21 protein-coding genes and 1 tRNA gene are annotated in these 25,311 nt (G+C 72.0%); 15 read left to right on the top strand and 7 right to left on the bottom strand.

Annotation, left to right across the window (positions count from 1 at the left end):
- The first annotated feature begins 68 nt into the window (after positions 1–68).
- Positions 69–992, top strand: coding sequence for a universal stress protein (locus AC6EH9_RS10390; RefSeq protein ID WP_498422831.1), 924 nt, complete (start codon positions 69–71; stop codon positions 990–992).
- On the opposite strand, the gene AC6EH9_RS10385 is transcribed toward AC6EH9_RS10390, so the two are convergent.
- Entirely contained in the window at positions 970–1,479 is a 510-nt protein-coding gene (locus tag AC6EH9_RS10385) for a hypothetical protein (protein WP_498422830.1), read from the bottom strand. The two genes, AC6EH9_RS10390 and AC6EH9_RS10385, sit on opposite strands and share 23 nt — an antisense overlap.
- Before the next feature lie 101 nt (positions 1,480–1,580).
- Between AC6EH9_RS10385 and hrpB the strand changes: the two genes are divergently transcribed.
- The gene (hrpB, locus tag AC6EH9_RS10380; protein ID WP_498422828.1) at positions 1,581–4,097 is read left to right on the top strand and encodes an ATP-dependent helicase HrpB; all 2,517 of its coding nucleotides are present in this window, start codon (positions 1,581–1,583) and stop codon (positions 4,095–4,097) included.
- Between the two features lie 16 nt (positions 4,098–4,113).
- Here hrpB and AC6EH9_RS10375 read toward each other — a convergent pair whose 3' ends face one another.
- Positions 4,114–4,821 (bottom strand): response regulator, encoded by a 708-nt coding sequence (locus AC6EH9_RS10375; RefSeq protein WP_498422825.1) that lies wholly within the window; start codon positions 4,819–4,821, stop codon positions 4,114–4,116.
- Between the two features lie 207 nt (positions 4,822–5,028).
- Between AC6EH9_RS10375 and AC6EH9_RS10370 the strand changes: the two genes are divergently transcribed.
- The 3 genes from AC6EH9_RS10370 to AC6EH9_RS10360 all read left to right on the top strand — a co-directional run bounded on the left by AC6EH9_RS10370 (position 5,029) and on the right by AC6EH9_RS10360 (position 9,374).
- A complete protein-coding gene (locus tag AC6EH9_RS10370; RefSeq protein WP_498422824.1) occupies positions 5,029–5,679 on the top strand; it encodes a hypothetical protein in 651 nt (216 codons plus the stop codon).
- 246 nt (positions 5,680–5,925) lie between these two features.
- The gene (locus AC6EH9_RS10365; RefSeq protein WP_498422822.1) at positions 5,926–7,497 is read left to right on the top strand and encodes a M28 family metallopeptidase; all 1,572 of its coding nucleotides are present in this window, start codon (positions 5,926–5,928) and stop codon (positions 7,495–7,497) included.
- Between the two features lie 233 nt (positions 7,498–7,730).
- Positions 7,731–9,374 carry an FAD-dependent oxidoreductase gene (locus tag AC6EH9_RS10360; protein ID WP_498422821.1) on the top strand — a complete coding sequence of 548 codons (1,644 nt, stop codon included), beginning with the start codon at positions 7,731–7,733 and terminating at the stop codon, positions 9,372–9,374.
- Between the two features lie 38 nt (positions 9,375–9,412).
- Here the strand turns inward: AC6EH9_RS10360 and AC6EH9_RS10355 are convergent.
- A tRNA-Leu gene (locus AC6EH9_RS10355) sits at positions 9,413–9,497 on the bottom strand.
- A gap of 81 nt (positions 9,498–9,578) precedes the next feature.
- On the opposite strand from AC6EH9_RS10355, the gene AC6EH9_RS10350 reads away from it, so the two are divergent.
- Together AC6EH9_RS10350 and AC6EH9_RS10345 are read left to right on the top strand one after the other, a co-directional pair.
- Positions 9,579–10,898, top strand: coding sequence for a M20/M25/M40 family metallo-hydrolase (locus tag AC6EH9_RS10350; RefSeq protein ID WP_498422819.1), 1,320 nt, complete (start codon positions 9,579–9,581; stop codon positions 10,896–10,898).
- Positions 10,899–11,192: 294 nt separating this feature from the next.
- On the top strand, positions 11,193–11,885 hold the full coding sequence (locus tag AC6EH9_RS10345; protein WP_498422817.1) for a type 1 glutamine amidotransferase domain-containing protein: 693 nt from the start codon (positions 11,193–11,195) through the stop codon (positions 11,883–11,885).
- Positions 11,886–11,972: 87 nt separating this feature from the next.
- Here AC6EH9_RS10345 and AC6EH9_RS10340 read toward each other — a convergent pair whose 3' ends face one another.
- Both AC6EH9_RS10340 and AC6EH9_RS10335 read right to left on the bottom strand, forming a co-directional pair.
- Entirely contained in the window at positions 11,973–12,203 is a 231-nt protein-coding gene (locus AC6EH9_RS10340; protein WP_498422816.1) for a DUF5703 family protein, read from the bottom strand.
- 1 nt (position 12,204) lies between these two features.
- Positions 12,205–13,152 carry an aldo/keto reductase gene (locus tag AC6EH9_RS10335; RefSeq protein ID WP_498422815.1) on the bottom strand — a complete coding sequence of 316 codons (948 nt, stop codon included), beginning with the start codon at positions 13,150–13,152 and terminating at the stop codon, positions 12,205–12,207.
- A gap of 100 nt (positions 13,153–13,252) precedes the next feature.
- Between AC6EH9_RS10335 and AC6EH9_RS10330 the strand changes: the two genes are divergently transcribed.
- A complete protein-coding gene (locus AC6EH9_RS10330; RefSeq protein ID WP_498422814.1) occupies positions 13,253–14,077 on the top strand; it encodes an undecaprenyl-diphosphate phosphatase in 825 nt (274 codons plus the stop codon).
- 10 nt (positions 14,078–14,087) lie between these two features.
- On the opposite strand, the gene corA is transcribed toward AC6EH9_RS10330, so the two are convergent.
- Positions 14,088–15,068, bottom strand: coding sequence for a magnesium/cobalt transporter CorA (gene corA / locus AC6EH9_RS10325; RefSeq protein WP_498422812.1), 981 nt, complete (start codon positions 15,066–15,068; stop codon positions 14,088–14,090).
- A gap of 32 nt (positions 15,069–15,100) precedes the next feature.
- On the opposite strand from corA, the gene AC6EH9_RS10320 reads away from it, so the two are divergent.
- From AC6EH9_RS10320 to mshC, 4 genes are read left to right on the top strand one after another with little or no spacing between them, the layout of a single operon-like run.
- Positions 15,101–15,883 carry a histidine phosphatase family protein gene (locus tag AC6EH9_RS10320; protein ID WP_498422811.1) on the top strand — a complete coding sequence of 261 codons (783 nt, stop codon included), beginning with the start codon at positions 15,101–15,103 and terminating at the stop codon, positions 15,881–15,883.
- Positions 15,884–15,893: 10 nt separating this feature from the next.
- Positions 15,894–16,472, top strand: coding sequence for a DUF3090 domain-containing protein (locus AC6EH9_RS10315; protein WP_498422809.1), 579 nt, complete (start codon positions 15,894–15,896; stop codon positions 16,470–16,472).
- On the top strand, positions 16,469–17,269 hold the full coding sequence (locus AC6EH9_RS10310; protein WP_498422807.1) for an SCO1664 family protein: 801 nt from the start codon (positions 16,469–16,471) through the stop codon (positions 17,267–17,269). Before AC6EH9_RS10315 ends, AC6EH9_RS10310 begins: the two co-directional genes overlap by 4 nt.
- Before the next feature lie 36 nt (positions 17,270–17,305).
- On the top strand, positions 17,306–18,544 hold the full coding sequence (mshC, locus tag AC6EH9_RS10305; RefSeq protein ID WP_498422805.1) for a cysteine--1-D-myo-inosityl 2-amino-2-deoxy-alpha-D-glucopyranoside ligase: 1,239 nt from the start codon (positions 17,306–17,308) through the stop codon (positions 18,542–18,544).
- A gap of 25 nt (positions 18,545–18,569) precedes the next feature.
- Here the strand turns inward: mshC and AC6EH9_RS10300 are convergent, their stop codons facing one another.
- Positions 18,570–19,418: a PAC2 family protein gene (locus tag AC6EH9_RS10300; protein ID WP_498423132.1), complete on the bottom strand. Its 849-nt coding sequence runs from the start codon at positions 19,416–19,418 to the stop codon at positions 18,570–18,572.
- 146 nt (positions 19,419–19,564) lie between these two features.
- Here AC6EH9_RS10300 and metH point away from each other — a divergent pair, with 146 nt between their 5' ends.
- From metH to AC6EH9_RS10285, 3 genes are all read left to right on the top strand, one after another.
- Positions 19,565–23,302 carry a methionine synthase gene (gene metH / locus AC6EH9_RS10295; protein WP_498422803.1) on the top strand — a complete coding sequence of 1,246 codons (3,738 nt, stop codon included), beginning with the start codon at positions 19,565–19,567 and terminating at the stop codon, positions 23,300–23,302.
- Positions 23,303–23,436: 134 nt separating this feature from the next.
- The gene (locus AC6EH9_RS10290; protein WP_498422801.1) at positions 23,437–23,784 is read left to right on the top strand and encodes a UBP-type zinc finger domain-containing protein; all 348 of its coding nucleotides are present in this window, start codon (positions 23,437–23,439) and stop codon (positions 23,782–23,784) included.
- Between the two features lie 219 nt (positions 23,785–24,003).
- Positions 24,004–25,134 carry a YcjF family protein gene (locus AC6EH9_RS10285; RefSeq protein ID WP_498422800.1) on the top strand — a complete coding sequence of 377 codons (1,131 nt, stop codon included), beginning with the start codon at positions 24,004–24,006 and terminating at the stop codon, positions 25,132–25,134.
- Positions 25,135–25,311 lie beyond the last annotated feature (177 nt).

Raw genomic sequence — 25,311 nt, 5'->3', positions numbered from 1 at the left:
GCGTTCCCTTGCCCTGTCAGGGTGGTCGAGCCAGGCTGGAGGCGGATACCAACAGCGGAGGTCTGCCCATGTCCCCCTCACACGACCAGGCGATCGTCGTCGGGATCGACGGCGACGACACCGGGCTGGGGGCGCTGCGCTTCGCCGTGCGCGAGGCCCGCAGCGCCGACGCCTCCCTGCGGCTGGTGCACGTGCGCCCCGACCACATCGCGGCGATGCCGGTGGACCTCGCGGTCCGGATGGCGATGGAGCGCACCGGCAACCAGATCCTCGCCACGGCCACCGCTGCGGCGCAGGAGCTGGCCCCCGAGCTCAGCATCTCCCAGGAGCTCTACGACGGTCGCCGGGCGCTGACGCTCACCCGAGTCGCCGAGCACGCCCGGATGATCGTCCTGGGCCGCACGGACCGCTCGCTGCTCGAGCGGGCGCTGGGGATGGCCACCACGGCCGGGGTGGCGGCACGGGCGACCTGTCCGGTGGTCTGCGTCCCGGCCGCCTGGCCACCCGCCACGGAGCAGGAGGAGGTGGTGGTCGGCTTCAAGTCGCCGCACCACGCGCCGGAGCTGTTCCGCGCGGCCTTCGCCGAGGCCTCCTCGCGCCAGGCGCGGCTGGTCGTCCTGCATGCCTGGAAGCTGCCCGCCGCCTACGACGACCTGATCGTGGACCGCGTCGGCCGGCAGCGCTTCGCCGAACAGGCCAGGGAGGTCGTCGAGCCGCTGATCGAGCAGGCCCGTGGCGAGTATCCGGAGGTGCCTGTCGAGGTGACCGTGGTGCACGAGCCGCCCGGTCGCGCCCTGGTGGAGGCATCGCGCCGCGCAGACCTGCTGGTGCTGGTGCGCCGCGCCCACGGCGTCCCCGCGGCGACGCACCTGGGTGCCACCGCCCGCACGCTGTTGCGCGAGGCGGACTGCCCGGTGATGGTGGTCGCTCCCCAGGAGACGAACACGGACGCCGCGGCCGCCGCCGAGGTCACTGAGCGCGCGAGCGGTTGAACGCCGACCGGGCCTCGGACAGGGCCCCGTTGAAGCGCTGCAGCGCCTCGCCCAGGCCGGTGCGCGCGTCATCGAGGTCGTCGTCCTTGCTCTCCGTCTGAGCCTGGGTGAGCCGGGAGCGGGCGGCGAGCCAGGCGTTCTCCGCGGCGCCCAGCAGCCGGGTGGTGTCCTCCTGCAGGTCCTTGCGCCCCAGCGACGTGCGCACCCACATCTCGTCGAGCGCGCCGCGGCTGGCGTCGAGTCGGCGCCGCGCCTCGCTGAGGTAGTCCGCGCGACGCCCGCTGGTGCTGGCGTCGAGCTCGGCGAGCACGTGGCTGGCGTCGGCGCGCAGCTGGCGCAGCGTGGCGCCGAGCTCCTCGCGCACCGAGCTGCTCCCGGTGGCGGCGTGCTCACGCATCCGCGCGAGCGCCTCGTCGGCCCCCTTGAGGTCGTCACGCAGGTCCTGGATCAGCTGCTGGATGGCGGTGGGAGCGGCGTCGTCGCTCATGGGGGCCTCCTCGGTTGGCTGGATCCCCACCCTCGCGCGACACGCCGTCCAAGGCAATGGCCGGTGGGCGCCGAGCGTTCGGGCCGGTGCACACTTCAGGGGTGTCCGGCGACCCGATCCAGCGACTGCTCAGCGCACCGCCGGCCCTGCCGGTGGTCGAGGGGCTGGAGGCTCTCGCCGCGGCGCTCGCCGAGCACGGGATCGCGGTCGTGCAGGCGCCGCCAGGGACCGGCAAGACCACGATGGTGCCGCCGGCGGTCGCCGCCCTGCGGCCCGGGCGGGTGGTCGTCACCCAGCCGCGCCGCATCGCCGTACGGGCGGCGGCCCGGCGGCTGGCCGGACTGCTGGGAGAGACGGTGGGCCGCAGCGTCGGGTACGCCGTGCGCGGAGAGCGCCGCACCGGCCCGCAGACCCGGATCGAGGTGGTCACCACCGGGATCCTGCTGCGGCGTCTGCAGCGCGACCCGGAGCTGCCCGGCGTGAGCGCGGTGGTGCTCGACGAGGTCCACGAGCGCCAGCTCGACGTCGACCTGGCCCTGGCGCTGCTCGTCGACGTCCGCGCCCACCTGCGCGAGGACCTGATGGTGGTGGCGATGTCGGCCACGGTGGAGGCCGAGCGGACGGCGCGGCTGCTGGGCGACGGGTCCCCGGCTCCGGTCATCGCAGTGCCGGGCGCGCTGCACCCGGTCGAGCAGATGTGGAGCCCGCCGCCGCCGGGGGTGCGGCGCCTCGACGAGCGCGGGGTGACCCCGGCGTACCTCGACCACGTCGCCGGGTGCGTGCGCCAGGCCCTGGCTCGTCACGACGGTGACGTGCTGGTCTTCCTGCCCGGTGCCGGCGAGGTCGCGGGGGTGGTCCGGCGGCTGGCCGGCGCCGGCGCCGAGGTCCATGCCCTGCACGGGCGGGTGCCCTCCGCGGCGCAGGACCGGGCCCTCACCCCGGGACCGGGGCGCCGGGTGGTGGTGTCGACCGCCGTGGCGGAGTCGTCGCTGACCGTGCCCGGCGTGCGGGTCGTCGTCGACGCCGGGCTCTCCCGCCAGCCGCGCACCGACCACCGCAGCGGACTGGCCGGGCTGGTCACCGTCAACGTGAGCCGGGCCGCCGCCGAGCAGCGGGCCGGACGAGCGGGCCGCGAGGGCCCGGGTGTGGTGTACCGCTGCTGGTCACAGTCCGAGCACGCCCACCTGGCGGCTCATCCGGAGCCCGAGATCGCGACCGCGGACCTGACCGGTTTCACCCTCGAGGCGGCGGTCTGGGGCAGCCCGGACCCGGCGGAGCTGGCCCTCCTGGACCAGCCGCCACCCGCAGCGCTGGCCGCGGCCCGGGCCACCCTGCTGGCGCTGGGCGCCCTCGCCGACGACGGATCGCCGACCGCGCGCGGCCGGGCGATGGCCGACCTGGCCGTGGACCCGCCACTGGCGCGGGCGCTGCTGGACGGTGCCCGGCTGGTCGGCGCCCGGCGGGCGGCGGAGGTCGTGGCGCTGATCTCCTCGGACCTGCGGGTGCCGGACGGTGACCTGGTCGCCGGTCTGCGCACCATGCGCCGCGGTGGAGCCGCCACCACGCTGTGGGCGAGCACGGTCCGACAGCTGCGCGCCTCGCTGCCCGCCGCGCTGCGCGAGCACCCGGGCGAGGCGGGGACCGACGACGACCTCGCCGTCGGCCTGGTCTCGGCGCTCGCCCACCCGGGCCGCATCGCCCGGCGCCGCGCCGGCTCCTCGGCGTACCTGATGACGTCGGGGACCGGCGCCGTGCTCGCCCCCGGGGCGTCCGCCCTGGCCGGACACGCCTGGCTGGCCATCGCGGACGTCGAGCGACGCCCCGGGCAGCGCGACGCCACCATCCGGGCGGCCGCGCCGATCGGCGAGGACTCCGCGCTCGAGGCGGCGCCGGCCCTGTGGCGCGAGACGGAGGAGGTGGCGTGGGTGGCCGGGCAGGTGGTCGCCCGGCGGCGTACCTGGTTGGGGGCCGTCGAGCTCACCTCGGCGCCCTTCGAGCCGCCCGCCGACCTGGTGGCCGACGCGATCCGCGAGGGGCTGCGCACCGAGGGCTTGTCGCTGCTGCCCTGGACCGAGGCGGCCACGTCGCTGCGCCGCCGGGTCGGCTTCCTGCACGAGGTGCTGGGGGAGCCGTGGCCCGACCTGTCCGACGACGCGCTGCGGGCGGCCGTCGACGTCTGGCTCGCTCCCGAGCTGCACCGGCTGCGCGGCGCCCGCGACCTGAGGCGGGTCGACGTGCTGGCGGCGCTGCGCCGGCTGCTGCCCTGGCCCGAGGCCGGGCGCCTCGACGAGCTCGCCCCCGAACGGGTGAAGGTCCCCAGCGGCGCCTCGCACCGGATCGACTACACCGGCGCGCAGCCGGTGCTCGCGGTGCGCCTGCAGGAGGTGTTCGGCTGGACGGCGACGCCGCGGGTGGCCGAGGGCCGGGTCCCGCTCCTGCTGCACCTGCTCTCGCCGGCCGGCCGCCCGGCCGCGGTCACCGCCGACCTGGATTCGTTCTGGGACGGCGGCTATGCGCAGGTCCGCGCCGACCTGCGCGGGCGCTACCCCCGCCACGCCTGGCCCGAGGACCCGCGCACCGCCACCGCCACCGCGCGGGCGCGGCCGCGCTCGAGGTAGCCCGCGCCCGGAGCGCTCAGGCCATCAGGCGGGTGGCGAGCACCGCTGCCTGGGTACGGCGCTGGAGGCCGAGCTTGGTGAGGATCGTCGACACGTAGTTCTTGACCGTCTTCTCGGCGAGGAAGAGGCGCTCACCGATCTGGCGGTTGGTGAGTCCCTCGGCGACCAGGGCCAGGATCCGGTGCTCCTGCTCGGTCAGCGAGGCCAGCTCGCTGTGGGTGCTCTGCCCGGTGCGTACCCGCTCGAGCACGCGCAGCGTCAGCGCGGGATCGATGAGCGACTGCCCCCGGGCCACCTGGCGGATGCCCTGGACCAGCGCATCCCCGCCGATCTGCTTGAGGAGGTAGCCCGCAGCCCCGGCGACGATGGCGGCGAACAGCGCCTCGTCATCGTCGTAGGAGGTGAGGATCAGGCCCTGGATCGACGGGTCGATCGAGCGGACGTGTCGGCACACGTCGATGCCGCTGCCATCGGGCAGCCTGCCGTCCAGCACCGCGACGTCCGGTCGCAGGGCCGGGATGCGTGCCATCGCCTCGGCTGCCGTGGCGGACTCCCCGACGACCTCGATGTCGTCGTACTCGTCGAGGAGGTCACACAGACCGCGGCGGACCAGCTCGTGGTCGTCGACCAGGTAGATCCGGACAGGAGGCGTGGCACCGGCGGATGGCTGCCCCTGCGTGAGGAGGGCCGCCTCGGCGGCGACGTCGGCGGGTGCGTGGGACATGGGGCCTCCGGATGATCGGTCTGCGTGCTGCCCTCATGCTCGCCGTCCCCCTCGCGTGCCGGCAGGGCCTTCCCGTCCGCATGGCGAGGACCAACGTCCCGCAGGGCGCACGCCGATGCTCCGGACGCCGACAGACCGGACCTTGGACGCGCAGAGTCGGGACCTTGGTCCTTAGGATCTGGCGCCTCGACTCTGCAGGATTGCCGAGTGAACCCCATCCAGCGACTCGTCGTCGCCCGCGCCGAGGCGCCCTGGTTTCGACGTCGCCCCGCCATGGCGGTGGTGCTCGCCGGGGTCCTCTTCGCCGCGGTCTTCGGGCTGCGCCTCGCCTTCGGCGCGGACACCAGCGAGGGCATCACGATGCTCTACGCGCTCCCGGTCACCCTGCTGGCCCTGGCCCTCGGCGTACGCGGGGGAGTCGCGGCCGGGCTGATCGCGGTGGCACTCGTGGCCTCCTGGGTGGTGGTCGACTCCGTCGACCTCAGTGCGCTCGGGTGGGCCTCGCGCACCCTGCCTCACCTCCTGGTCGGGATCCTCCTGGGCGACGCCTCCGATCGGCTGCAGCACTCGGAGCGCCAGCGCCAGGCCCACGAGATCGCCGCGATGCGCCACCGGCAGGCGGTCGAGATCAACGACACCCTCGTTCAGGGGATGGCCGCGGCCAAGTGGGCGATGGAGGCCGGGCGCCACGAGCGCGCCCTGGAGACCCTCGACGAGACCCTGGAGACGGGGCAGCGCCTGGTCTCCGAGCTGATGCGGGACGCCGATATGGGGATGACCGGCAACCGCGCCACGTCCGTCCCTACCGCGCAGTCCGGCTCGACCACGCAGCAGGGCTCCACCAGCGTCGGCGCCTGACCGCACGGCCAAGGGCGAGTACGGCGGGCACGACCGGCGCGCAACCGACACGCAACTGCGCCGCAGAACCTCTTGCCAAACCGAACCGGCGCGGGGTTTCCTGAGGCGCGGCCCTCCAGCCGCTCGGGAACCCGGGAGCGCTCGGGGCCGTTGGCCGGCCACGCGTGTGAACGTCGACCCGCCACCTGTCCGCGCCGGTCACCGACGCGGGCGTCGTTCTCAGGAGGCGTCTTGCACCGTATTCGTATGATCGCGACAGGTGGGGCGAGCGCCCTGGTCCTGTCGCTGGTACCCGTGGCCACCACCCAGGCCGCAGCGCCACCCGGCGAGCCGACCGCTCGCACGTCCCTGGCGGAGGCTGCCCAGCGGCCCGCCAAGCAGGTCAGCAGCAAGGCCCTGCGCAAGGCGGTGACCACCCGCGGGGTGATGGAGCACGCACGCGCCTTCCAGCGCATCGCGGACCGCAACGACGGCAACCGCGCCTCCGGCACTCCCGGGTACGACGCGTCGGCGGCCTACGTGATGCGCACGCTGAAGCGAGCCGGCTACCTGGTGCGCCAGCAGTACTTCACGTTCCCGTTCTTCCAGGAGCTCTCCGCTCCGGTGCTGGAGCAGACCGCGCCCACCGCGACCACCTACACGACCGCCACCTACCAGTTCTCCGGCGCCGGCGATGTCACCGGGACGGTCGTCCCCATCGACCTCACCCTGCCGCCCACCCCGGAGCCCTCGTCCACGTCCGGCTGCGAGGACGAGGACTTCCCCGCCGCTCCCGCCACGCCGTCCATCGCCCTGATGCAGCGCGGCACCTGCCCGTTCGGTGACAAGGCCCAGAACGCGGCGGACGCCGGCTACGAGGCGGCGATCATCTTCAACGAGGGCCAGCCGGGGCGCACCGACCTGAGCACCGGCACGCTCGGGGCCCCGGTCACCATCCCGGTCGTCGGCCTGTCCTTCGCAGACGGCTCCGCGCTGGCCGCCCAGGCGGGAGCCGGCGAGGTCACCATGCACGTCACCACCGACACCCGCACCGATGCCGCCGCCCGCACCAGCAACATCATCGCCCGCACCAAGAAGGGCAACCCGAACCGGGCACTGGTGGTCGGCGCCCACCTCGACTCGGTGCTCGAGGGACCCGGCCTCAACGACAACGGCAGCGGCAGCGCGGCGCTCCTCGAGATCGCTCAGCAGATGTCGCGGCTGAAGGTCAAGCCGCGCCAGCAGGTGCGGTTCGCCTTCTGGGGTGCCGAGGAGGCGGGGCTGCTCGGCTCCGAGCACTACGTCTCCACCCTCAGCACGCAGGCCCGCCGGCAGATCATGGCCAACCTGAACTTCGACATGGTGGGCTCGCCCAACTACGCCCGCTTCGTGTACGACGGTGACGGCTCCGCCACCGAGGTGGCCGGACCCGCCGGGTCGGGTCGCATCGAGCAGGTCTTCACCAGGTACTTCCGCAGCCAGAAGCTGGCCAGCGCGCCCACGGAGTTCAGCGGCCGCTCGGACTACGGGCCGTTCATCGCGGTGGGCATCCCGGCAGGGGGTCTGTTCACCGGCGCCGAGGGAATCAAGACGGCGCAGGAGGCTCGCCTCTTCGGCGGCCGGGCCGGGCGTCCCTACGACAAGTGCTACCACAGCGCCTGCGACGACATCAGCAACGTCAGCCGCAAGGCGATCGGCGAGATGACCGACGCGGCGGCGCACGCCGTACTGACGTTGGCCAACGCCAAGCGCGGCTTCCTCGCCGAGCCCCGCGCCGAGCGCTCGCAGCGCTCGGCTCCCGGCGCGCCCTTCGAGGACGAGCACCTGCCCGTGCGCTGATCCGCAGCACTGCAGCACCGCAGCACTGAAAGCACCGCAGCACAATGAGACGGCGGCACCCGCTCGGCTGGGCGGGTGCCGCCGTCGTACGTCTCGGACCAGCCAGGGGCTCTGGGCGCTGCACTTCAGGGTGTCGAGGAAGCTCGGCCAGGGGCGTCAGCCGAGGGCCGAACGTCCCGGTTCGGGCCTGGATTGCGGCCTTCTGGGAGGTCGCCGGCCGCTAACCTCCGGTCATGACGCGCGAGGGTGGGTACGACGCGGATGTGGTGGTCGTCGGCAGTGGGTTCGGGGGCGCGGTCACCGCGCTGCGGCTGACCGAGGCCGGGCACCGGGTGCTGGTCCTGGAGCGCGGGCGGCGGCTCTCCGACGCGGACCTGGTGCGCGCCAGGCGCGACCCCCGCGACTACCTGTGGCAGCCCTCGCTGGGGCTGCGCGGGTTCTTCTGGCAGCGGATCTTCCGGCACATGGCGATCATCGGCGGCACCGGCGTGGGCGGGGGCTCGATCGTCTGGGCGGGCGTGCTGCTCGAGCCGGGCGAGGACTTCTACGCCGCCCCCGCGATGAGCGGCCTGGGCGTCGAGTGGCGCGCCGAGCTGGAGCCCCACCTGGCCCGGGCGGCGCGGATGCTGGGCCGGGTGACCAGCCCTCACCACGGGCCGATGGACGATCATCTGCGGGCGGCCGCGCGTGCGGTCGGCGCCGAGGCGACGTTCGGGCCCGTCCCGCTGGCCATCCACTTCGGACGCGAGGGCGAGCGCGAGCCTGACCCGTTCTTCGGTGGGGAGGGGCCCGAGCGCACCGGCTGCCGGCTGTGCGGGGAGTGCCTGCTCGGCTGCCCGTACGGCGCGAAGAACCAGCTGACCCGCAACTACCTGCACCTCGCCGAGCGCTACGGCGCCCGGATCCGCGCCGAGCAGGAGGTGCACCGCGTCGAGCCGTTGGCCGAGGGCGGCTACCTGGTGGGGGTGCGCCACCCGTGGCGGCGCGGCGAGACCGGCACGGTGCGCGCGCGGCAGGTGGTGCTCGCCGGCGGCGTCCTGGGCACCGTGGAGCTGCTCTACCGCTGTCGCGACGAGCTGGGCACCCTGCCGAGGGTCTCGCCGCGTCTGGGCCAGCACGTGCGGACGAACTCCGAGGCGCTGACGGCGGTGCTGCAGCCGCCCGGCCAGGACCTGTCCCGGGGGCCGACGATCTCGAGCGACTTCCACCCCGACGAGCGCACCCACACCACCCTGAACCGCTACATCGGCGGCTGGCACATGCGTTTCCAGGTCGGGCCGATGGTGGACGACGCGCGGCCCGCCCGCCGGGCACGTCGGGTGCTGGGCCAGCTGATCACCCGCCCGGGGGCCCAGGCCCGGCTGCTGTCCGCGCGCGGGCTGCTGCGGCGTCTGACCGTGCTGACCACGATGCAGCACCATGACAGCGAGCTCGCCCTGGACCTGCGTGCGGCGCCGCTGCGGCCCTGGCGCCGGGTGCTGCGCTCCCGGCTGACCGGTGGGGAGCGGCCGCCCAGCTACCTGCCGATCGCCAACGAGGTGACCCGGGCGTTCGCGGCCGCGTCCGGTGGGCGCGCGCTGAACCTGCTGGGGGAGTCGGTCGGCGGGCTGTCGATCACCGCGCACATCCTCGGCGGCGCGGTGATGGGCACCGATGCCAGCCGGGGGGTCGTCGACGCGGACCACCAGGTGCACGGCCACCCGGGGCTCTACGTGATGGACGCCAGCGTGATCCCGGCGAACCTCGGCGTGAACCCGTCGCTGACCATCACCGCGCTCGCGGAGAGGTTCGCCTCACGGTTCCCGGCGCGGGCCGGTGCTCCGCGGCGGCGCGAGCCGATCGACGCCCGGGAGACCGCCGCCGGCGGCCCGGTCTGAAATGAAGAAAAGGCCCCGTGGAGCCGGGGCCTTTCCAGTGTCCGAGGGGGGACTTGAACCCCCACCCTCTATACGAGGACTAGCACCTCAAGCTAGCGCGTCTGCCTATTCCGCCACCCGGACGAGTGCTGTGGAACTGTAACAAAGGTTCGCCCCAACTCTCACATCGGACCCCCTGGGCGGTGCAGATGTCAGGATGTGCCCATGGTCACCGAGAGCCCCCAGCCCGCGCCGTACGACCCCGCCGCCGAGGTCGTGGACCTGTGCCGCGACCTGATCCGCATCGACACCTCGAACTACGGCGATGCCGAGGGTCCCGGGGAGCGCAAGGCCGCCGAGCTGGTCGCCACCCTGCTCGACGAGGTCGGGATCACGTCGACGATGTACGAGTCCGAGCCGGGGCGCACGTCACTGATCGCGCACTGGGGCGGTACGACGGGTGAGCCGCTGTTGCTGCACGGCCACCTGGACGTGGTGCCGGCCGCGGCCGAGGACTGGCAGGTGCACCCCTTCTCCGGCGAGGTCCAGGACGGCTTCGTCTGGGGCCGCGGCGCGGTCGACATGAAGGACTTCGACGCGATGCTGCTCTCGGTGGTCCGGGCCCGCACCCGCGCGGGCCGGCTGCCCGAGCGTCCGATCGTGCTGTGCTTCACCGCCGACGAGGAGGCCGGCGGGCACAAGGGTGCCGAGCACCTGGTCAAGGTGGCGCGCGAGGAGCTCGAGGGCTGCACCGAGGCGGTCGGCGAGGTGGGCGGCTTCAGCGCGACGGTGCGAGGTCGGCGCATCTACCTGATCGAGGCGGCCGAGAAGGGGATGGCCTGGATGCGTCTGCGCGCCCGCGGACGCGCCGGCCACGGCTCGATGATCAACCACGAGAACGCCATCACCGAGCTGGCCGGAGCGGTGGCCCGGATCGGTGCCTACGAGTGGCCGGTGCGGCTCACCCCGGCGATGCGGGTGCTGCTGGCCTCGGTCGGGGAGCTCGCCGGGACCGAGGCGACGCCGGAGAATGCGGAGGCGCTGATCCAGGAGTTCGGCCCGGCGGCGCGGATGCTGGGCGCCGTCATCCGGAACACCGCGAACCCGACGATGCTCGACGCCGGCTACAAGGTCAACGTCATCCCGACCGAGGCCACGGCACACCTCGACGGCCGGTTCCTGCCCGGCTACGAGGATGAGTTCTTCGCCACGATCGCCGAGCTGTGCGGGGAGAACGTCGAGATGGACTTCGTCAGCCACCAGCAGCCCTGGGAGATGCCCTACGACACCCCGCTGGTGGACGCGATGACGCGCTCGCTGATGGCCGAGGACCCCGACGCCCTCGTCGCGCCGTACCTGATGAGCGCCGGGACGGACGCCAAGCACTTCACCAAGCTCGGGATGCGCTCCTACGGCTTCGCGCCCCTGCGCCTGCCCGCCGACCTCGACTTCACCGCGCTCTTCCACGGAGTCGACGAGCGGGTCCCGGTCGACGCCCTCCACTTCGGCGCCCGAGTCTTCGACCGCTTCCTCGACGAAGCCTGACCCAGCACGTCGAGTCGGCGTGAAGTCGCACCCCCAGCACGCCGAGTCGGCGTGAAGTCGTGCGCTCGGTACGCCGACCGGGCGTGAAGTCGCACGCCCGTAGCGTGAGTTCACGCCGACTCAGCACCCGTACGACGCGAGTTCACGCCGACTCAGCACCCGTACGACGCGAGTTCGCGCCGACTCAGCACCCGTACGAGGTGAGCTCGTGCCGGGTGGGCGGGGAATGGGGGCGGGGGCGAGGGGGTTGGGATGGGGGCAGGACGCCGCACGCAGTCAACCGAAGGAGAGCTCGTGAGCAAGGTCCTTCTCGTGGTCACCGCAGCCCGGCACTGGACGCTGAAGGACGGCACCCAGCACCCCACCGGGTTCTGGGCCGAGGAGCTCGTGGCGCCGTACCGGGTCTTCACCGACGCCGGTCACGAGGTCGTGATCGCGACGCCCGGGGGAGTGCCCCCGGTGGTCGACAAGGCCAGCCTCGCCGCCGACGCCAACGGGGGACAGGAGCAGGCCGACGCCATCGCCGCCCAGCTCGACGGCATCGAGCAGCTCGCGGCGCCGGTGCGTCTCGAGGACACCAGGCTCGACGACTACGCGGCGGTGTTCTACCCCGGCGGCCACGGCCCGATGGAGGACCTGGCGGTCGACGAGACCTCCGGGCGCCTGCTGGTCTCGGCCCTGGAGTCGGGCAAGCCGCTCGGCATCGTCTGCCACGCCCCCGCCGCGCTGCTGGCAACCGCCGACGCCGACGGCACCAGCCCGTTCGCGGGCTACCGGCTCACCGGCTTCAGCAACGCCGAGGAGAGCCAGGCCGGCCTGGCCGACCAGGCACCGTGGCTGCTGCAGGACCGCCTGATCGCGCTCGGCGCGGACTACCAGGAGGCCGAGCCGTGGACGCCGCACGTCGTGGTGGATCGGACGCTGTTCACCGGACAGAACCCGGCGTCCTCGGCCCCGTTGGCCGAGGAGATCCTCAAGGCCCTCTGAGTCGCCAGCGCGCACACCGCGTGAGCACAGTGCGGTCGATCCGGAGCACCACCTGCTCCGGATCGACCGCACACGTGTCTCAGCGGCTCACAGGTAGAAGGTCGGCCGTGCCTGGCGGATGATCTTGCGCCGCAGGGTGACCCGCCGGGTGCCGTCCGGGGTGATCCGCACCCGGTCCAGCTCCCAGCCGCCGTGCTCGGCCCGGTCCACCAGCAGCCGGGTCACCACGTTGCGCGAGAACTCCCGCGACAGCGTGATCCGATCGAACTCCCACTCCACTCCCGGGGCGGGCGGCCGACGATGCGTGCGAGGGCTCATCTCACTCTCCTGAGACGTCGTCCAGTGCGTCAGTGATCTCCTCGGGCAGCTCGAGCCCCTCGGTCTCCAGCACGGCACGCAGTTGTGCCGCCGTCCGCGCCCCGACGATGGGGGCGGTGACCCCTTCCCGGTCGCGCACCCAGACCAGCGCCACCTCGAGCGGCGACCAGCCCAGCCCGTCCGCGGCACGGATCACGGACTCCACGATGCCACGGCTGCGCTCGCCGAGGTAGGCGTTGACGAAGCCGGCGAAATGCTCGGTCGCGGCGCGCGAGTCCGACGGGGTCCCGTGCCGGTACTTCCCGGTCAGCACCCCGCGACCCAGCGGCGACCAGGGCAGCACGCCGAGGCCGAGGGCCTGGGCGGCGGGCAGCACCTCCGCCTCGATCGAGCGGTTCAGCAGCGAGTACTCCACCTGCGTCGAGGCGAGCAGCGCACGCCCCGGCACCGCGCGCTGCCAGGTGGCGGCCTGCGCGGTCTGCCAGCCGGTGTAGTTCGAGATCCCCACGTACGACGCGCGACCGCTGGACACCGCCAGGTCGAGCGCGGTGAGCGTCTCCTCGAGCGGGGTCGAGTCGTCCCACACGTGCACCTGCCAGAGGTCGACGTGGTCCACCCCGAGGCGCCGCAGCGAGGCGTCGAGGGTGGTGAGCAGATGACCGCGCGAGGTGTTCGTCGAACGCTGACCGTGGCGCCGCGAGATCCCGGCCTTGGTGGCGATCACCAGGTCGTCGCGGTCGGCGATCTCGCCGAGGAGCGACCCGATCAGCTCCTCCGAGGCTCCGTCGCCGTAGCCGGCCGCCGTGTCCAGCAGCGAGCCACCCGCCTCGGTGAAGGCGATCAGCTGGTCGCGCGCCTCATGCTCGTCGGTGTCTCGTCCCCATGTCATCGTCCCCAGACCGAGCCGGGAGACCTTGAGCCCTGTCGAGCCCATCGCGCGCTGCTGCATGGCGCAACGTTAGCCACGCCCCTCACGGACGGTTCCCGCGGCACGCCGTACACGTGGGTGTCGGACCGCGCCGACGCACTTCCACGTAGGCTTCCGGCCCGTGGTCGACCTACTCAAGGCTGTCGTGCTCGGGACCCTCCAAGGGCTCACCGAGTTCCTGCCGATCTCCAGCAGCGCCCATCTGCGGATCTTCCCCGAGATGCTCGGCTGGGGCGACCCGGGCGCGGCGTTCACCGCGGTCATCCAGATCGGCACCGAACTCGCCGTGCTCATCTACTTCCGCCACGACATCTGGCGCATCGCCACCGCCTGGCTGCGCTCGCTGGTGAAGCCGGAGTACCGCGGCCACCTCGACGCCCGGATGGGCTGGTTCATCATCATCGGCTCGCTGCCGATCGTGATCCTGGGCATCGCCCTCAAGGACGTGATCGAGAAGGACTTCCGCAGCCTGTGGATCATCGGCAGCACCCTGATCGTGCTCGGCATCGTCCTCGGGATCGCCGACAAGATGAGCAGCAGCAGCAAGCAGATCAAGCAGATGAACCTGCGCGACGCGGTGCTGATGGGGCTGGCCCAGGCGGCGGCGCTGGTCCCGGGGGTGTCCCGCTCGGGGGCGACGATCTCGATGGGCCGGATCCTCGGCTACGAGCGCGAGGCCGCGACCCGCTACGCGTTCCTGCTGGCCATCCCGGCGGTGGTCGGCGCGGGCCTGTACGAGCTCAAGGAGATCCCGCACGGGGACAACTCCTTCGGCTGGGCGCCCACGATCGTGGCGACCGTGGTCTCCTTCGTCGTCGGGTACGCCGCCATCGCCTGGCTGCTGCGCTACGTCTCCACCCGCTCCTACACGCCGTTCGTGATCTACCGGATCGGGCTGGGCGCCCTCACCCTGGGCCTCGTCGCCACCGGCGTGCTCGCCGCCTGAGCCGCCGGGATCACAGCCAGCCAGACCGCTTGAACTGCACCCACAGCAGCCCCGACGAGAGCGCCATCAGCGCCAGCGCGAACGGGTAGCCGAAGGTCCAGCCGAGCTCCGGCATGAACTTGAAGTTCATTCCATAGATCCCGGCGATCAGCGTCGGCACCACCACCAGGGCCGCGTACGCCGAGATCGTGCGCATGTCCTCGTTCTGCTGCACCGAGATCCGCGCGACGTGGGCGTCGAAGGCCGACGAGAGCAGCGCGTCCAGGTTGTCGATGATCTCCGCCACCCGGCCCAGGTGGTCGTCGACGTCGCGGAAGAACGGCCGGCTGTCCTGCCGGATCCCCTCGACGCGCCCGGCCGCGAGGTTGCTCATCGGCAGCCGCAGCGGGATCACCGCGCGGCGTACCTCGGCGATCTCGCGCTTGAGGGTGTAGATGCGCTCCGCGTCGCGGCTGCTCAGCGTCGAGAAGACGGACCGCTCGACCTCGTCGACGTCCACCTCCAACGAGGCGGCCACGGACTGGTACTGGTCGACCACCACGTCGCACACGGCGTACACGACGGCCGAGGCACCCTGGGAGAGCACCTCGGAGGCCCCCTCCAGGTAGCTGCGGGCGGAGTGCAGTCCGTTGCCCTCACCGTGGCGCACGGTGACGACATAGCCGGGGCCGATGAACAGGTTGATCTCGCCGGTCTCCACGGCGTCCTCGGCGTCGACGTACCAGAGCGTCTTGAGGACCAGGAAGAGGTCGTCGCCGTAGTGCTCGAGCTTCGGACGCTGGTGTGCCTTTACCGCGTCCTCGACCGCCAGCGGATGCAGGCCCAGCTGCCCGGCGACGGTGTCCATCTCCTCGGCCGTCGGCTCGTGCAGCCCGACCCAGACGAAGGAGTCGTCTCCGCGGACCCGCGCCCGCGCCTCACCCAGCTGGTCCACGGCGACGGCGCCCTCTTCCCGGACGCCGCCGCAGTAGAGCGCGCTCTCCACGATCATCGGGTCACTGTACGACGGATACGCTCCACGCCATGGCCACTGTGATCCTCGCGCGCCACGGGCGCACGACCGCCAACGCGTCCGGCGTGCTCGCCGGTCGTCAGGCGGGCGTCCGCCTCGACGACACCGGCGCCCGGCAGGCCCTCGCCGCCGGTGAGCGGCTCGCCGCGGTGCCGCTGGCGGCCATCGTCACCAGCCCGCTGACCCGGTGCCGGCAGACGGCGTCGGCGATCGCCAAGGCCCAGGCGCACGAGCGCCCCGCGCCGCCGGTGATCACCGAGCGCGGACTGCTGGAGTGCGACTACGGGCAGTGGCAGGGCCGCTCGATCAAGGAGCTCGCCCAGGAGGACCTCTGGCGGGTCGTGCAGCAGCAGCCCTCCGCGGTGACCTTCCCCGGCGGGGAGTCGATGTTCGCGATGCAGGCGCGGGCGGTGGAGGCGATCCGCCGCCACGACGCCGCGGTCGAGGCCGAGCACGGGCCGGGCGCCGTCTGGCTGGTCGTCTCCCACGGCGACATCATCAAATCCGTGCTGGCCGACGCGCTGGGCACCCACCTGGACCTGTTCCAGCGCATCCACGTCGACCCGGCGTCGCTGTCGCTGGTGCGTTACACCGCGACCCGTCCGTTCGTGCTGGGCGTGAACACCCACGCCGGCGCGCTGGACTGGCTCGTCGCGCCCCCCGCGGCCGCCGCAGCGGCCGCCGCACCGGGCGCCCCGGGCACCGACGCGGCCGCCACAGGGGACCCCGGCGACCCGGGGGACGCCGTGATCGGCGGCGGCGCCGGGCCCGGCGCCGCCGCTGTCGGGTCATAAGGTGGGGGACATGGCACCCCTCGTCCACGGTTTCGACCCTCCGGAGCGCTTCGTCGCCGGCACCGTCGGCCCTCCCGGCCAGCGGACCTTCTTCCTGCAGGCACGCGAGGGCGCACGCGTGATCAGCGTCTCGCTGGAGAAGCAGCAGGTGGCCGCCCTCACCGAGCGGATCGACGAGCTCCTCGACGAGGTGATGGTCCGGGCCACCACCGAGGCGGTCGTCCCCGCCGTGGCGCCACTCGACCTCGAGGACACCGCCCCGCTGGAGCAGCCGATCGAGGAGGAGTTCCGGGCGGGCACGATGACGCTGTCGTGGGACCCCACCGACGAGCGCATCGTGATCGAGGTCTTCCCGTTCAGCGAGGCCGCGGTGGTCGCCCCCGACCAGCTCGACGAGGAGCTCGAGGAGCCCGAGCCCGACGAGCTGCTGCTGGTGCGCCTCAGCGCCGCCGCCGCGCGCGCGTTCGTCAAGCGCGCCGCCCAGGTCCTCGAGGCCGGACGTCCCGACTGTCCGTTCTGCGGCCACCCGATCGACCCCGAGGGCCACCTGTGCGTGCGCGCCAACGGGTTCCGTCGACGCGACCCGTGAGCGCACCCGGCCCGGCGGAGGTCGACGTCGAACAGCTCCGGACCGCTCCGATCGAGCTGCACGGCCGGGTGATGCCGGCCTCCAACGCCACCTTCATCGGCGAGATCGACGACGTCCGGGTGGTCTACAAGCCGGTGGCGGGGGAGCGTCCGCTGTGGGACTTCCCCGACGGCACGCTCGCCCAGCGCGAGGTGGCGGCGTACGCCGTCTCGCAGGCCCTCGGCTGGGACGTCGTCCCGCTCACGTTCCTGCGCGACGGGCCGCACGGTCCGGGGATGGTCCAGCTGTGGCGTGAGCCCGACCCGGAGCAGAGCGCCGTCGACATCGTGCCCGAGGGCGAGGTGCCCCCGGGGTGGTGCCGGGTCTTCGACGGCGTCGACGGCAACGACAGCCCGGTGTCGCTGATCCACGAGGACACGCCCGCGCTGCGCCGGATGGCGATCTTCGACGTGCTGGTCAACAACGGTGATCGCAAGGGCGGACACGTCCTGGCGATGACCGACGGGCACCGCTACGGCGTCGACCACGGCGTGAGCTTCCACGTCGAGGACAAGCTCCGCACGGTGCTGTGGGGCTGGGCCGGCCAGGACCTGCGCACCGAGGAGCTCGACGCCGTACGACGCGTCGAGGACCTCGCCCTGTCCACCGGAGCCGGCACCCTGGGCCCGGAGCTGGCCGAGCTCGTCACCGGCGCCGAGGTCGGCGCCTTCCTCTCCCGGTGCGCGCTGCTGCTGCGCCGCGAGGCGATGCCGACGCCCGGCGGGGGCTGGCCGTCGATCCCGTGGCCACCCTTCTGACCTGACCCGTGCAGGGGGTTGGCTAGGCTGCCCGCCATGCGTACGTGGTCTGCTCCAGACGTCCCGACCCTGCCCGTCACGGGTCCCATCGTCCGGTTGCACGACACCGCGACCGACGCCGTGGTGGTCACCGACCCGGTGGGGCCGGCCCGGCTCTACGTCTGCGGCATCACGCCCTACGACGCCACGCACATGGGCCACGCCGCGACGTACCTCGCCTTCGACCTGCTCAACCGGGCCTGGCGCAGCGCCGGACACGAGGTGACCTACGTGCAGAACGTCACCGACGTCGACGACCCGCTGCTCGAGCGGGCCGCCAAGGTCGACATCGACTGGCGCGAGCTGGCCGAGCGGGAGACCGAGCTCTTCCGCCAGGACATGGAGGCGCTGCGGGTGCTGCCGCCGGCGCACTACATCGGCGCGGTCGAGTCGATCCCGCTCGCGGTCGAGCTGATCGCCCGGCTCGAGACCACCGGCTCGGTCTACCGCGTCGACGACGACCTCTACTTCTCCGTGGCCGCCGACCCCGACTTCGGCGCGGTGTCCCGCCTGGACCGCGAGGAGATGCTGCGGATCTTCCCCGAGCGCGGCGGCGACCCGGACCGGCCCGGCAAGCGCGACCCCCTGGACTGCCTGCTGTGGCGCGCGGAGCGCCCCGGCGAGCCGGCCTGGGAGAGCCCCTTCGGGCCGGGCCGCCCCGGCTGGCACATCGAGTGCACGGCCATCGCGATGGAGCACCTCGGCGGCGCCTTCGACGTCCAGGGCGGCGGCAGTGACCTGGTGTTCCCGCACCATGAGATGTGCGCGGGCCACGCCCAGGTGGCCGTGCCCGGCACGCCGTTCGCGCAGGTCTACTCCCACGCCGGGATGGTCGGCTACGACGGCGAGAAGATGTCGAAGTCGCGCGGCAACCTGGTGTTCGTCTCCGCCCTGCGCCGCAGCGACGTCGACCCGATGGCGATCCGGCTGACGCTGCTGCGCCACCACTACCGCTCCGACTGGGAGTGGACCGACGACCAGCTCTGGGCCTCGGTGGACGCGCTGGTGCGGATGCGCCAGGCGCTGTCCCTGGGCGCCGGGGCGCCGGCCGCGCCGGTCGTCGACATCGTGCTCGGCGCCCTGGCCGACGACCTGGACGCGCCCACGGCGCTGGCGGCCGTCGACGCCTGGGTCGCGGCCACGCTCGGCACCGACGGCCTGGCCGACACCAGCGACCCGAGCGCCGCGGCGACGATCCGGACGCTGCTCGACGCGGCCCTCGGCCTGGCTCTGTGAGGCGGGCCGGCCGGGTCGGTGCGGCTCAGCCGCCGGCCGGGTCGTCCCCGCGCCGCTTGAGGTAGCGCTCGAACTCGCGCGCGATCGCCTCGCCCGAGGCCTCCGGCAGGTCGGTGGTGTCCCGGGTCTCCTCGAGGGCGCGCACGTAGTCGGCGACGTCCTCGTCCTCCTCGGCGAGCTCGTCGACGCCGCGCTCCCAGGCGCGGGCGTCGTCGGGCAGCTCGCCGAGCGGGATGCTCGTCTCGAGCAGGTCCTCCAGCTGACCGACCAGGGCCAGGGTGGCCTTGGGGCAGGGGGGAGAGGCCACGTAGTGGGGGACCGCGGCCCAGTAGGAGACGGCCGGGATGTCGAGGCGCACGCAGGCGTCCTGGAAGACGCCGACGATCCCGGTGGGCCCCTCGTAGGAGGACTGCTCGAGCTTGAGCCGGTCTACCAGCTCGGGCTCGGTGGCGGTGCCCGTCACCGGGATCGGGCGGGTGTGCGGGGCGTCGGCGAGCAGCGCACCGAGCGTCACCACCAGCTGGCTGCCCAGGTCGTCGCAGGCGGCGAGCAGCTCGGCGCAGAACTGCCGCCAGCGCATGTTCGGCTCGATGCCGCGCACCAGGATCACGTCGCGTCCCATGCCCGGGGGCGAGGCGACCGCGATCCGGGTGGTGGGCCACTGGATGCGACGGTGGCCGAGCGCGTCGGTCCCGACGACGGGACGGTTGACCTGGAAGTCGTAGAACTCCTCGGGGTCGACCGCGCCGACGATGCGTGCCTGCCAGACGTCGATCAGGTGGTCGATGACCGACGAGGCGGAGTCGGCCGCGTCGTTCCACCCCTCGAAGGCGGCGATCACCACCGGGTCGACCAGCTCGGGCACGTCGTCCATCTCGATCACCCACCCAGCCTAGTCGCGGCCGGGGATTTCCTCCGTGCCGACCGGCGGTGTCACGATGCGGGAAGCCAGTCCACGAGACGGACAAGCCTGCCTAGGCTGGAGGACGCGGTCCGTGTCCGCGACCTTGAGGAGAACCTGTGAGCCCGTCCGAGCTGATTCGTCCCGATCTCACCGAGCAGCTCTCCGAGGCGATGCGCAGCCACATCCTGGTGATCGACGGTGCGATGGGCACGATGATCCAGGGCTACGGCCTCGAGGAGCCCGACTACCGCGGTGAGCGGTTCGCCGACACCGACCGCGAGCTCAAGGGCAACTCCGACGTGCTGTCGCTGACGCGCCCCGACGTGATCCGCGCGATCCACCGCAGCTACCTGGAGGCGGGCGCCGATATCGTCGCCACCAACACCTTCAGCGCCCAGCGCATCTCCCAGGCCGACTACGGCCTCGAGGACCTGGCCTACGAGCTCAACTTCGCCTCGGCCAGCCTCGCCCGGCAGGCTGCCGACGAGGTCACCGCGCAGACCCCGGACCGGCCCCGGTACGTGGCCGGCGGGCTCGGCCCGACCAACCGCACCGCGTCGATCAGTCCCGACGTCAACGACCCGGGTAAGCGCAACACCAGCTTCGACGAGCTCGCCGAGGCCTACCTCGAGCAGGCCCGGGGCCTGGTCGACGGCGGCGCCGACCTGCTGCTGATCGAGACGATCTTCGACACCCTCAACGCCAAGGCGGCGATCTTCGCCCTGGAGACGCTCTTCGAGGAGCGCGGGCGCCGCTGGCCGGTGGTCATCTCGGGCACCATCACCGACGCCTCGGGACGCACCCTGTCGGGTCAGCTGCCCGAGGCCTTCTGGAACGCCGTGCGCCACGCCCGGCCGCTGGCGATCGGGCTCAACTGCGCCCTGGGCGCCACCGACATGCGCCCCTACATCGCCGAGCTGGGCCGGGTCGCGGACTGCTTCATCTCCTGCTACCCCAACGCCGGACTCCCCAACGCCTTCGGGGAGTACGACGAGACCGCCCAGCAGATGGCCGCCGTGCTGGCCGAGTTCGCCGGCAACGGCCTGGTGAACCTGCTCGGCGGCTGCTGCGGCACCACCCCCGAGCACATCTCCGAGATCGCGAAGGCCGCCGCGTCCGGCACCCCGCACCAGCCGAGCACCATCGCGCCCGCCACCCGCCTCTCGGGCCTGGAGCCGTTCAACATCACCCCCGACAGCCTCTTCGTCAACGTCGGCGAGCGCACCAACATCACCGGGTCGGCGCGCTTCCGCAAGCTGATCAAGGACTCCGACTACGACGCGGCCCTGGCGGTGGCCGCCCAGCAGGTGGAGAACGGCGCCCAGGTCATCGACGTCAACATGGACGAGGGGATGATCGACGGCGTCGCCGCCATGGACCGCTTCCTCAAGCTGGTCGCCGGCGAGCCGGACATCAGCCGGGTGCCGGTGATGATCGACTCCTCCAAGTGGGAGGTGATCGAGGCCGGGCTCAAGTGCGTGCAGGGCAAGGCGATCGTCAACTCGATCTCGATGAAGGAGGGCGAGGACGCCTTCCGCGAGCACGCCCGGCTGTGCCGCAAGTACGGCGCGGCGGCCGTGGTGATGGCCTTCGACGAGGACGGCCAGGCCGACGATCTCGAGCGGCGCAAGGAGATCTGCGCCCGGGCCTACCGGATCCTCACCGAGGAGGTCGGGTTCCCCGCCGAGGACATCATCTTCGACCCCAACGTGTTCGCCGTGGCGACCGGCATCGAGGAGCACGCGTCGTACGGGCTGGACTTCATCGAGGCCACCCGCTGGATCAAGGAGAACCTGCCCGGGGCCAAGGTCTCCGGCGGCATCTCCAACGTGTCGTTCTCCTTCCGCGGCAACAACCCGGTTCGCGAGGCGATCCACGCGGTCTTCCTCTACCACGCGATCGCCGCCGGCCTGGACATGGGAATCGTCAACGCCGGCGCGCTGGTGGTCTACGACGAGGTCGACCCCGAGCTGCGCGAGCGCATCGAGGACGTCGTCCTCAACCGGCGTCCCGACGCCGCCGAGCGGCTGCTCGAGGTCGCCGAGGAGCACAACCGGGCCGCCGGGCGCACCGAGGCGGTGACCGAGGAGTGGCGCTCGCTGCCGGTCGGCGAGCGGATCACGCACGCGCTGGTCAAGGGCATCGACGCCTACGCGGAGTCCGACACCGAGGAGCTCCGTGCCGAGATCGAGGCGCGCGGCGGGCGGCCGATCGAGGTCATCGAGGGTCCGCTGATGGACGGCATGAACGTGGTCGGCGACCTGTTCGGGGCCGGCAAGATGTTCCTGCCGCAGGTGGTGAAGTCCGCACGGGTGATGAAGAAGGCCGTGGCCTACCTGATCCCGTTCATCGAGCAGGAGAAGCTCGACAACCCCCAGTACGCCACCGCCAAGGACACCAACGGCACGATCGTGATGGCCACCGTCAAGGGCGACGTCCACGACATCGGCAAGAACATCGTCGGCGTGGTGCTGCAGTGCAACAACTTCGAGGTCGTCGACCTCGGCGTGATGGTGCCGGTGCAGAAGATCATCGACAAGGCCGTCGAGGTGGACGCGGACGCGATCGGGCTGTCCGGGCTGATCACGCCCTCGCTCGACGAGATGGTCACCGTGGCCGCCGAGATGCAGCGCCAGGGGCTCACCATCCCGCTGCTGGTGGGCGGCGCGACCACCTCGCGCGCGCACACCGCGGTCAAGGTGGACGGCAAGTACGACGGCCCCGTCGTCTGGGTCAAGGACGCCTCGCGCTCGGTGCCGGTGCTGGCCGCGCTGCTCAGCGACGCCCAGCGCCCCAAGCTGCTGGCCGATCTGAAGACCGACTACGACGCGCTGCGCACCCGCTACGCCACCAAGCAGGACCGCCCGATGCTCTCCCTGGAGCAGGCGCGGGCCAACCGCACCCCGATCGACTGGGAGGGCTACCAGCCGCCCGCCCCGCGCCAGCCCGGCGTACACGTGCTGTCCGGCTACGACCTCGGGGTGCTGCGCGAGTACATCGACTGGCAGCCGTTCTTCAACGCCTGGGAGATGAAGGGGCGCTTCCCCGACATCCTCAACAACCCGACGACCGGCGAGACCGCCCGCGCCCTGTACGACGACGCGCAGGCCATGCTCGACCGGATCGTCTCGGAGAAGTGGCTCACCGCCAACGCCGTCTTCGGCTTCTTCCCCGCTCACGCGGTCGGCGACGACATCGTGCTCTACACCGACGAGTCGCGCACCGAGGTGCTGAGGACACTGCACAACCTGCGCCAGCAGGGCGAGCACCGCGACGGCGTGCCGAACCGGTGCCTGGGCGACTTCGTGGCGCCGCAGGAGAGCGGGCTGCCCGACCACGTGGGCGCCTTCGCGGTGACCGCCGGCCTGGGCATCCACGAGCGGATCGAGGCCTTCAAGAAGCAGAGCGACGACTACTCCGCGATCCTGCTCGAGTCGCTGGCCGACCGGCTGGCCGAGGCGTTCGCCGAGCACCTGCACGAGCGGGTCCGCAAGGAGTTCTGGGGCCACGCCCCCGACGAGACGCTCGACAACGAGGCCCTGATCGCGGAGCGCTACGAGGGGATCCGCCCGGCCCCCGGCTACCCGGCCTGTCCCGAGCACACCGAGAAGCGGACCCTGTGGGAGCTGCTCGACGTCAACGCCAACACCGAGATCGAGCTCACCGACGGGATGGCGATGTGGCCCGGCGCGGCCGTCTCGGGCTGGTACTTCTCCCACCCGCAGTCGCAGTACTTCGTCGTCGGCCGGATCGGACGCGACCAGGTCGAGGACTACGCGCGGCGCAAGGGCTGGACGATCGCGGAGGCCGAGCGCTGGCTCTCCTCCAACCTCGCCTACGACCCGGAGGACTGAGCCGCTCCGACGCGCCTGTGCTGAGGTCGGACGGAGCCCTGGTTTCTCGCGCGCGCGATCGACACAATGTGTGGGTCGCCGCTGCGGCCCAGGGCTCCCTCACCGGGGCGCCCTCCCACACCTCGAGGACTCGCATGACCGAGACCGAGATCGACCGCACCGTCCCCCCGTCGGGGACCGGCTGCGCCGAGTGCCTGGCCACCCCGGACGGCTGGTGGTTCCACCTGCGCCGGTGCGCGCGGTGCGGGCATGTCGGCTGCTGCGACTCCTCGCCGTCGCAGCACGCCACCGCCCACCACCGCAGCACCGGACACCGCTACGTGCAGAGCTTCGAACCCGGGGAGTCGTGGTTCTGGGACTACCGGGACGCGCGGATGCTTAGCGGACCGGAGCTCGCCGCCCCGCACCAACGTCCGATCGAGCAGGGAGCGCCGGCGCCGGCGCACCTGGTCCCCGCGGACTGGGAGTCCCGGCGCCACTGACTGCACATCGGCCGGTTGTTCACCGGCCTGGGGTTTTTTCGAGGCCACATTGTTTGGGGACGAGGACCGAGGAATTCAAACGAACGGACCTTCAGAAGGCTAAGTGCATGTGCGCTGATGAGCCCAAGGGAGGGTGCTCCACACCGTCCAAGACTCGGCGAACCCCCAGTAGGCTCAAAAGCCCCGGCTTGTGTAGCGCAAATGGCTAGCATGCCGACCATGGAAAACGTCTCGGAGGAGTGGATCCGTCGGACCATCGAGGAAAGGTGGAAGGCACGGCAGGATGAGATCGGCCAGTTCAACCTGGCGATCTTCGGAAAGACCGGAGTCGGGAAGAGCACCTTGCTCAACGCGATCTTTGGCGACAATGTTGCCGAGACCGGCATCGGTGAGCCCGTGACGCGGGGCCACCACCTCTACAAGCACTCGAGTGGCACGCTTGGAATCTTCGACACCGAGGGTCTCGAACTTGGCAAGGACGACGACCAGATCCTCGCGGAGCTCTCGGAACTGGTGAATGGCCTACGAAGCGAGCCGATCACGGCGCAGATCCACGTGGCGTGGTTTTGCGTCCGGTCGCGCGACGGGCGCTTCGAAGACTTTGAGGCGGACTTCGTGAAGCGGTTGCACGACCTACGACTTCCGGTGGCACTCGTGCTCACCCAAGTCCCAACGCGCGACGGCGAGCCGCACGAACGAGTCGTCGAACTGGCTCGGAACATCGCCGAGCGCGGCCTCCCGATCGTCGGCGAAAAGCCATTTCTCACGATGGCAATGCCGGACTCCTTCGACGGCCCGACCCACGGGCTCCAGGAGGTGCTAGACGCCACGTTTCGCGTCGCTCCCCAGGCCGTGAGGGAGGCCCTTGTTCATGCCCAGAGGATCGATCTGGAGCGGAAGCGCAGTGTCTGCCAACAGAGCATTACTGCCGCGGGCAGCGCTGCTGCAGCAGCTGGCGCCAGCCCGATCCCATTCTCGGACGCGGCCATCTTGATCCCGATCCAGCTCGGGATGCTGGCGCAGATTGCCATGGTCTACGGCATCCCTGTCGACCGGGCCACGGGAATGGCCCTGGCTATGACGGCGGCAAGCACGGGAGCCGGCAAGGCCATTGTCACTAACCTCATCAAGATGGTTCCTGGTGCTGGGACGTTCCTCGGTGGAGCAATCAGCGCAACCGTCGCTTCCTCACTAACTCTCGCGATGGGACATGCCTGGGTCGCAGTGTGCGAGCGGATCGCGACCGGCAAACTCAGGCGCGAGGTATTGCTCGACAGCAGCATCCTCAGGGGCGTTTTCATGGACGAGTTCAAGATGCAGGCACGGAAGCGAATGCCTGGTGTCGGCTGAGGATCACGCTCCAAGAGCTCATGCCTGGCACTCGTGGCATCTGTCGGATCTGCTCCCGCCGGGCTCATGCGGAGGCTTTCGCCGTCGAAGCACAAGGCATAGTGAGGCCGGCCGGCACAGGATGAGGACGTTGCGACTGACATAGACAGTGGAGATGACGCCCTCCTCGATGGCGTG

It is taken from the genome of Nocardioides sp. Z21_20 (genome assembly GCF_059766585.1).
The sequence above is the reverse complement of the archived record's forward strand: the minus strand, read 5'-3'. Positions and strand labels throughout refer to the sequence as shown.

Coding starts and splice junctions, on each gene's coding strand:
- AC6EH9_RS10350 (WP_498422819.1), top strand. CDS start 9,579: ATGGTCACCGAGAGCCCCCAGCCCGCGCCGTACGACCCCGCCGCCGAG.
- mshC (WP_498422805.1), top strand. CDS start 17,306: ATGCGTACGTGGTCTGCTCCAGACGTCCCGACCCTGCCCGTCACGGGT.
- AC6EH9_RS10335 (WP_498422815.1), bottom strand. CDS start 13,152: ATGCAGCAGCGCGCGATGGGCTCGACAGGGCTCAAGGTCTCCCGGCTC.
- AC6EH9_RS10365 (WP_498422822.1), top strand. CDS start 5,926: ATGATCGCGACAGGTGGGGCGAGCGCCCTGGTCCTGTCGCTGGTACCC.
- AC6EH9_RS10340 (WP_498422816.1), bottom strand. CDS start 12,203: ATGAGCCCTCGCACGCATCGTCGGCCGCCCGCCCCGGGAGTGGAGTGG.
- AC6EH9_RS10375 (WP_498422825.1), bottom strand. CDS start 4,821: ATGTCCCACGCACCCGCCGACGTCGCCGCCGAGGCGGCCCTCCTCACG.
- corA (WP_498422812.1), bottom strand. CDS start 15,068: ATGATCGTGGAGAGCGCGCTCTACTGCGGCGGCGTCCGGGAAGAGGGC.
- AC6EH9_RS10315 (WP_498422809.1), top strand. CDS start 15,894: ATGGCACCCCTCGTCCACGGTTTCGACCCTCCGGAGCGCTTCGTCGCC.
- AC6EH9_RS10290 (WP_498422801.1), top strand. CDS start 23,437: ATGACCGAGACCGAGATCGACCGCACCGTCCCCCCGTCGGGGACCGGC.
- AC6EH9_RS10320 (WP_498422811.1), top strand. CDS start 15,101: ATGGCCACTGTGATCCTCGCGCGCCACGGGCGCACGACCGCCAACGCG.
- AC6EH9_RS10390 (WP_498422831.1), top strand. CDS start 69: ATGTCCCCCTCACACGACCAGGCGATCGTCGTCGGGATCGACGGCGAC.
- AC6EH9_RS10300 (WP_498423132.1), bottom strand. CDS start 19,418: ATGGACGACGTGCCCGAGCTGGTCGACCCGGTGGTGATCGCCGCCTTC.
- AC6EH9_RS10285 (WP_498422800.1), top strand. CDS start 24,004: ATGGAAAACGTCTCGGAGGAGTGGATCCGTCGGACCATCGAGGAAAGG.
- AC6EH9_RS10360 (WP_498422821.1), top strand. CDS start 7,731: ATGACGCGCGAGGGTGGGTACGACGCGGATGTGGTGGTCGTCGGCAGT.
- AC6EH9_RS10385 (WP_498422830.1), bottom strand. CDS start 1,479: ATGAGCGACGACGCCGCTCCCACCGCCATCCAGCAGCTGATCCAGGAC.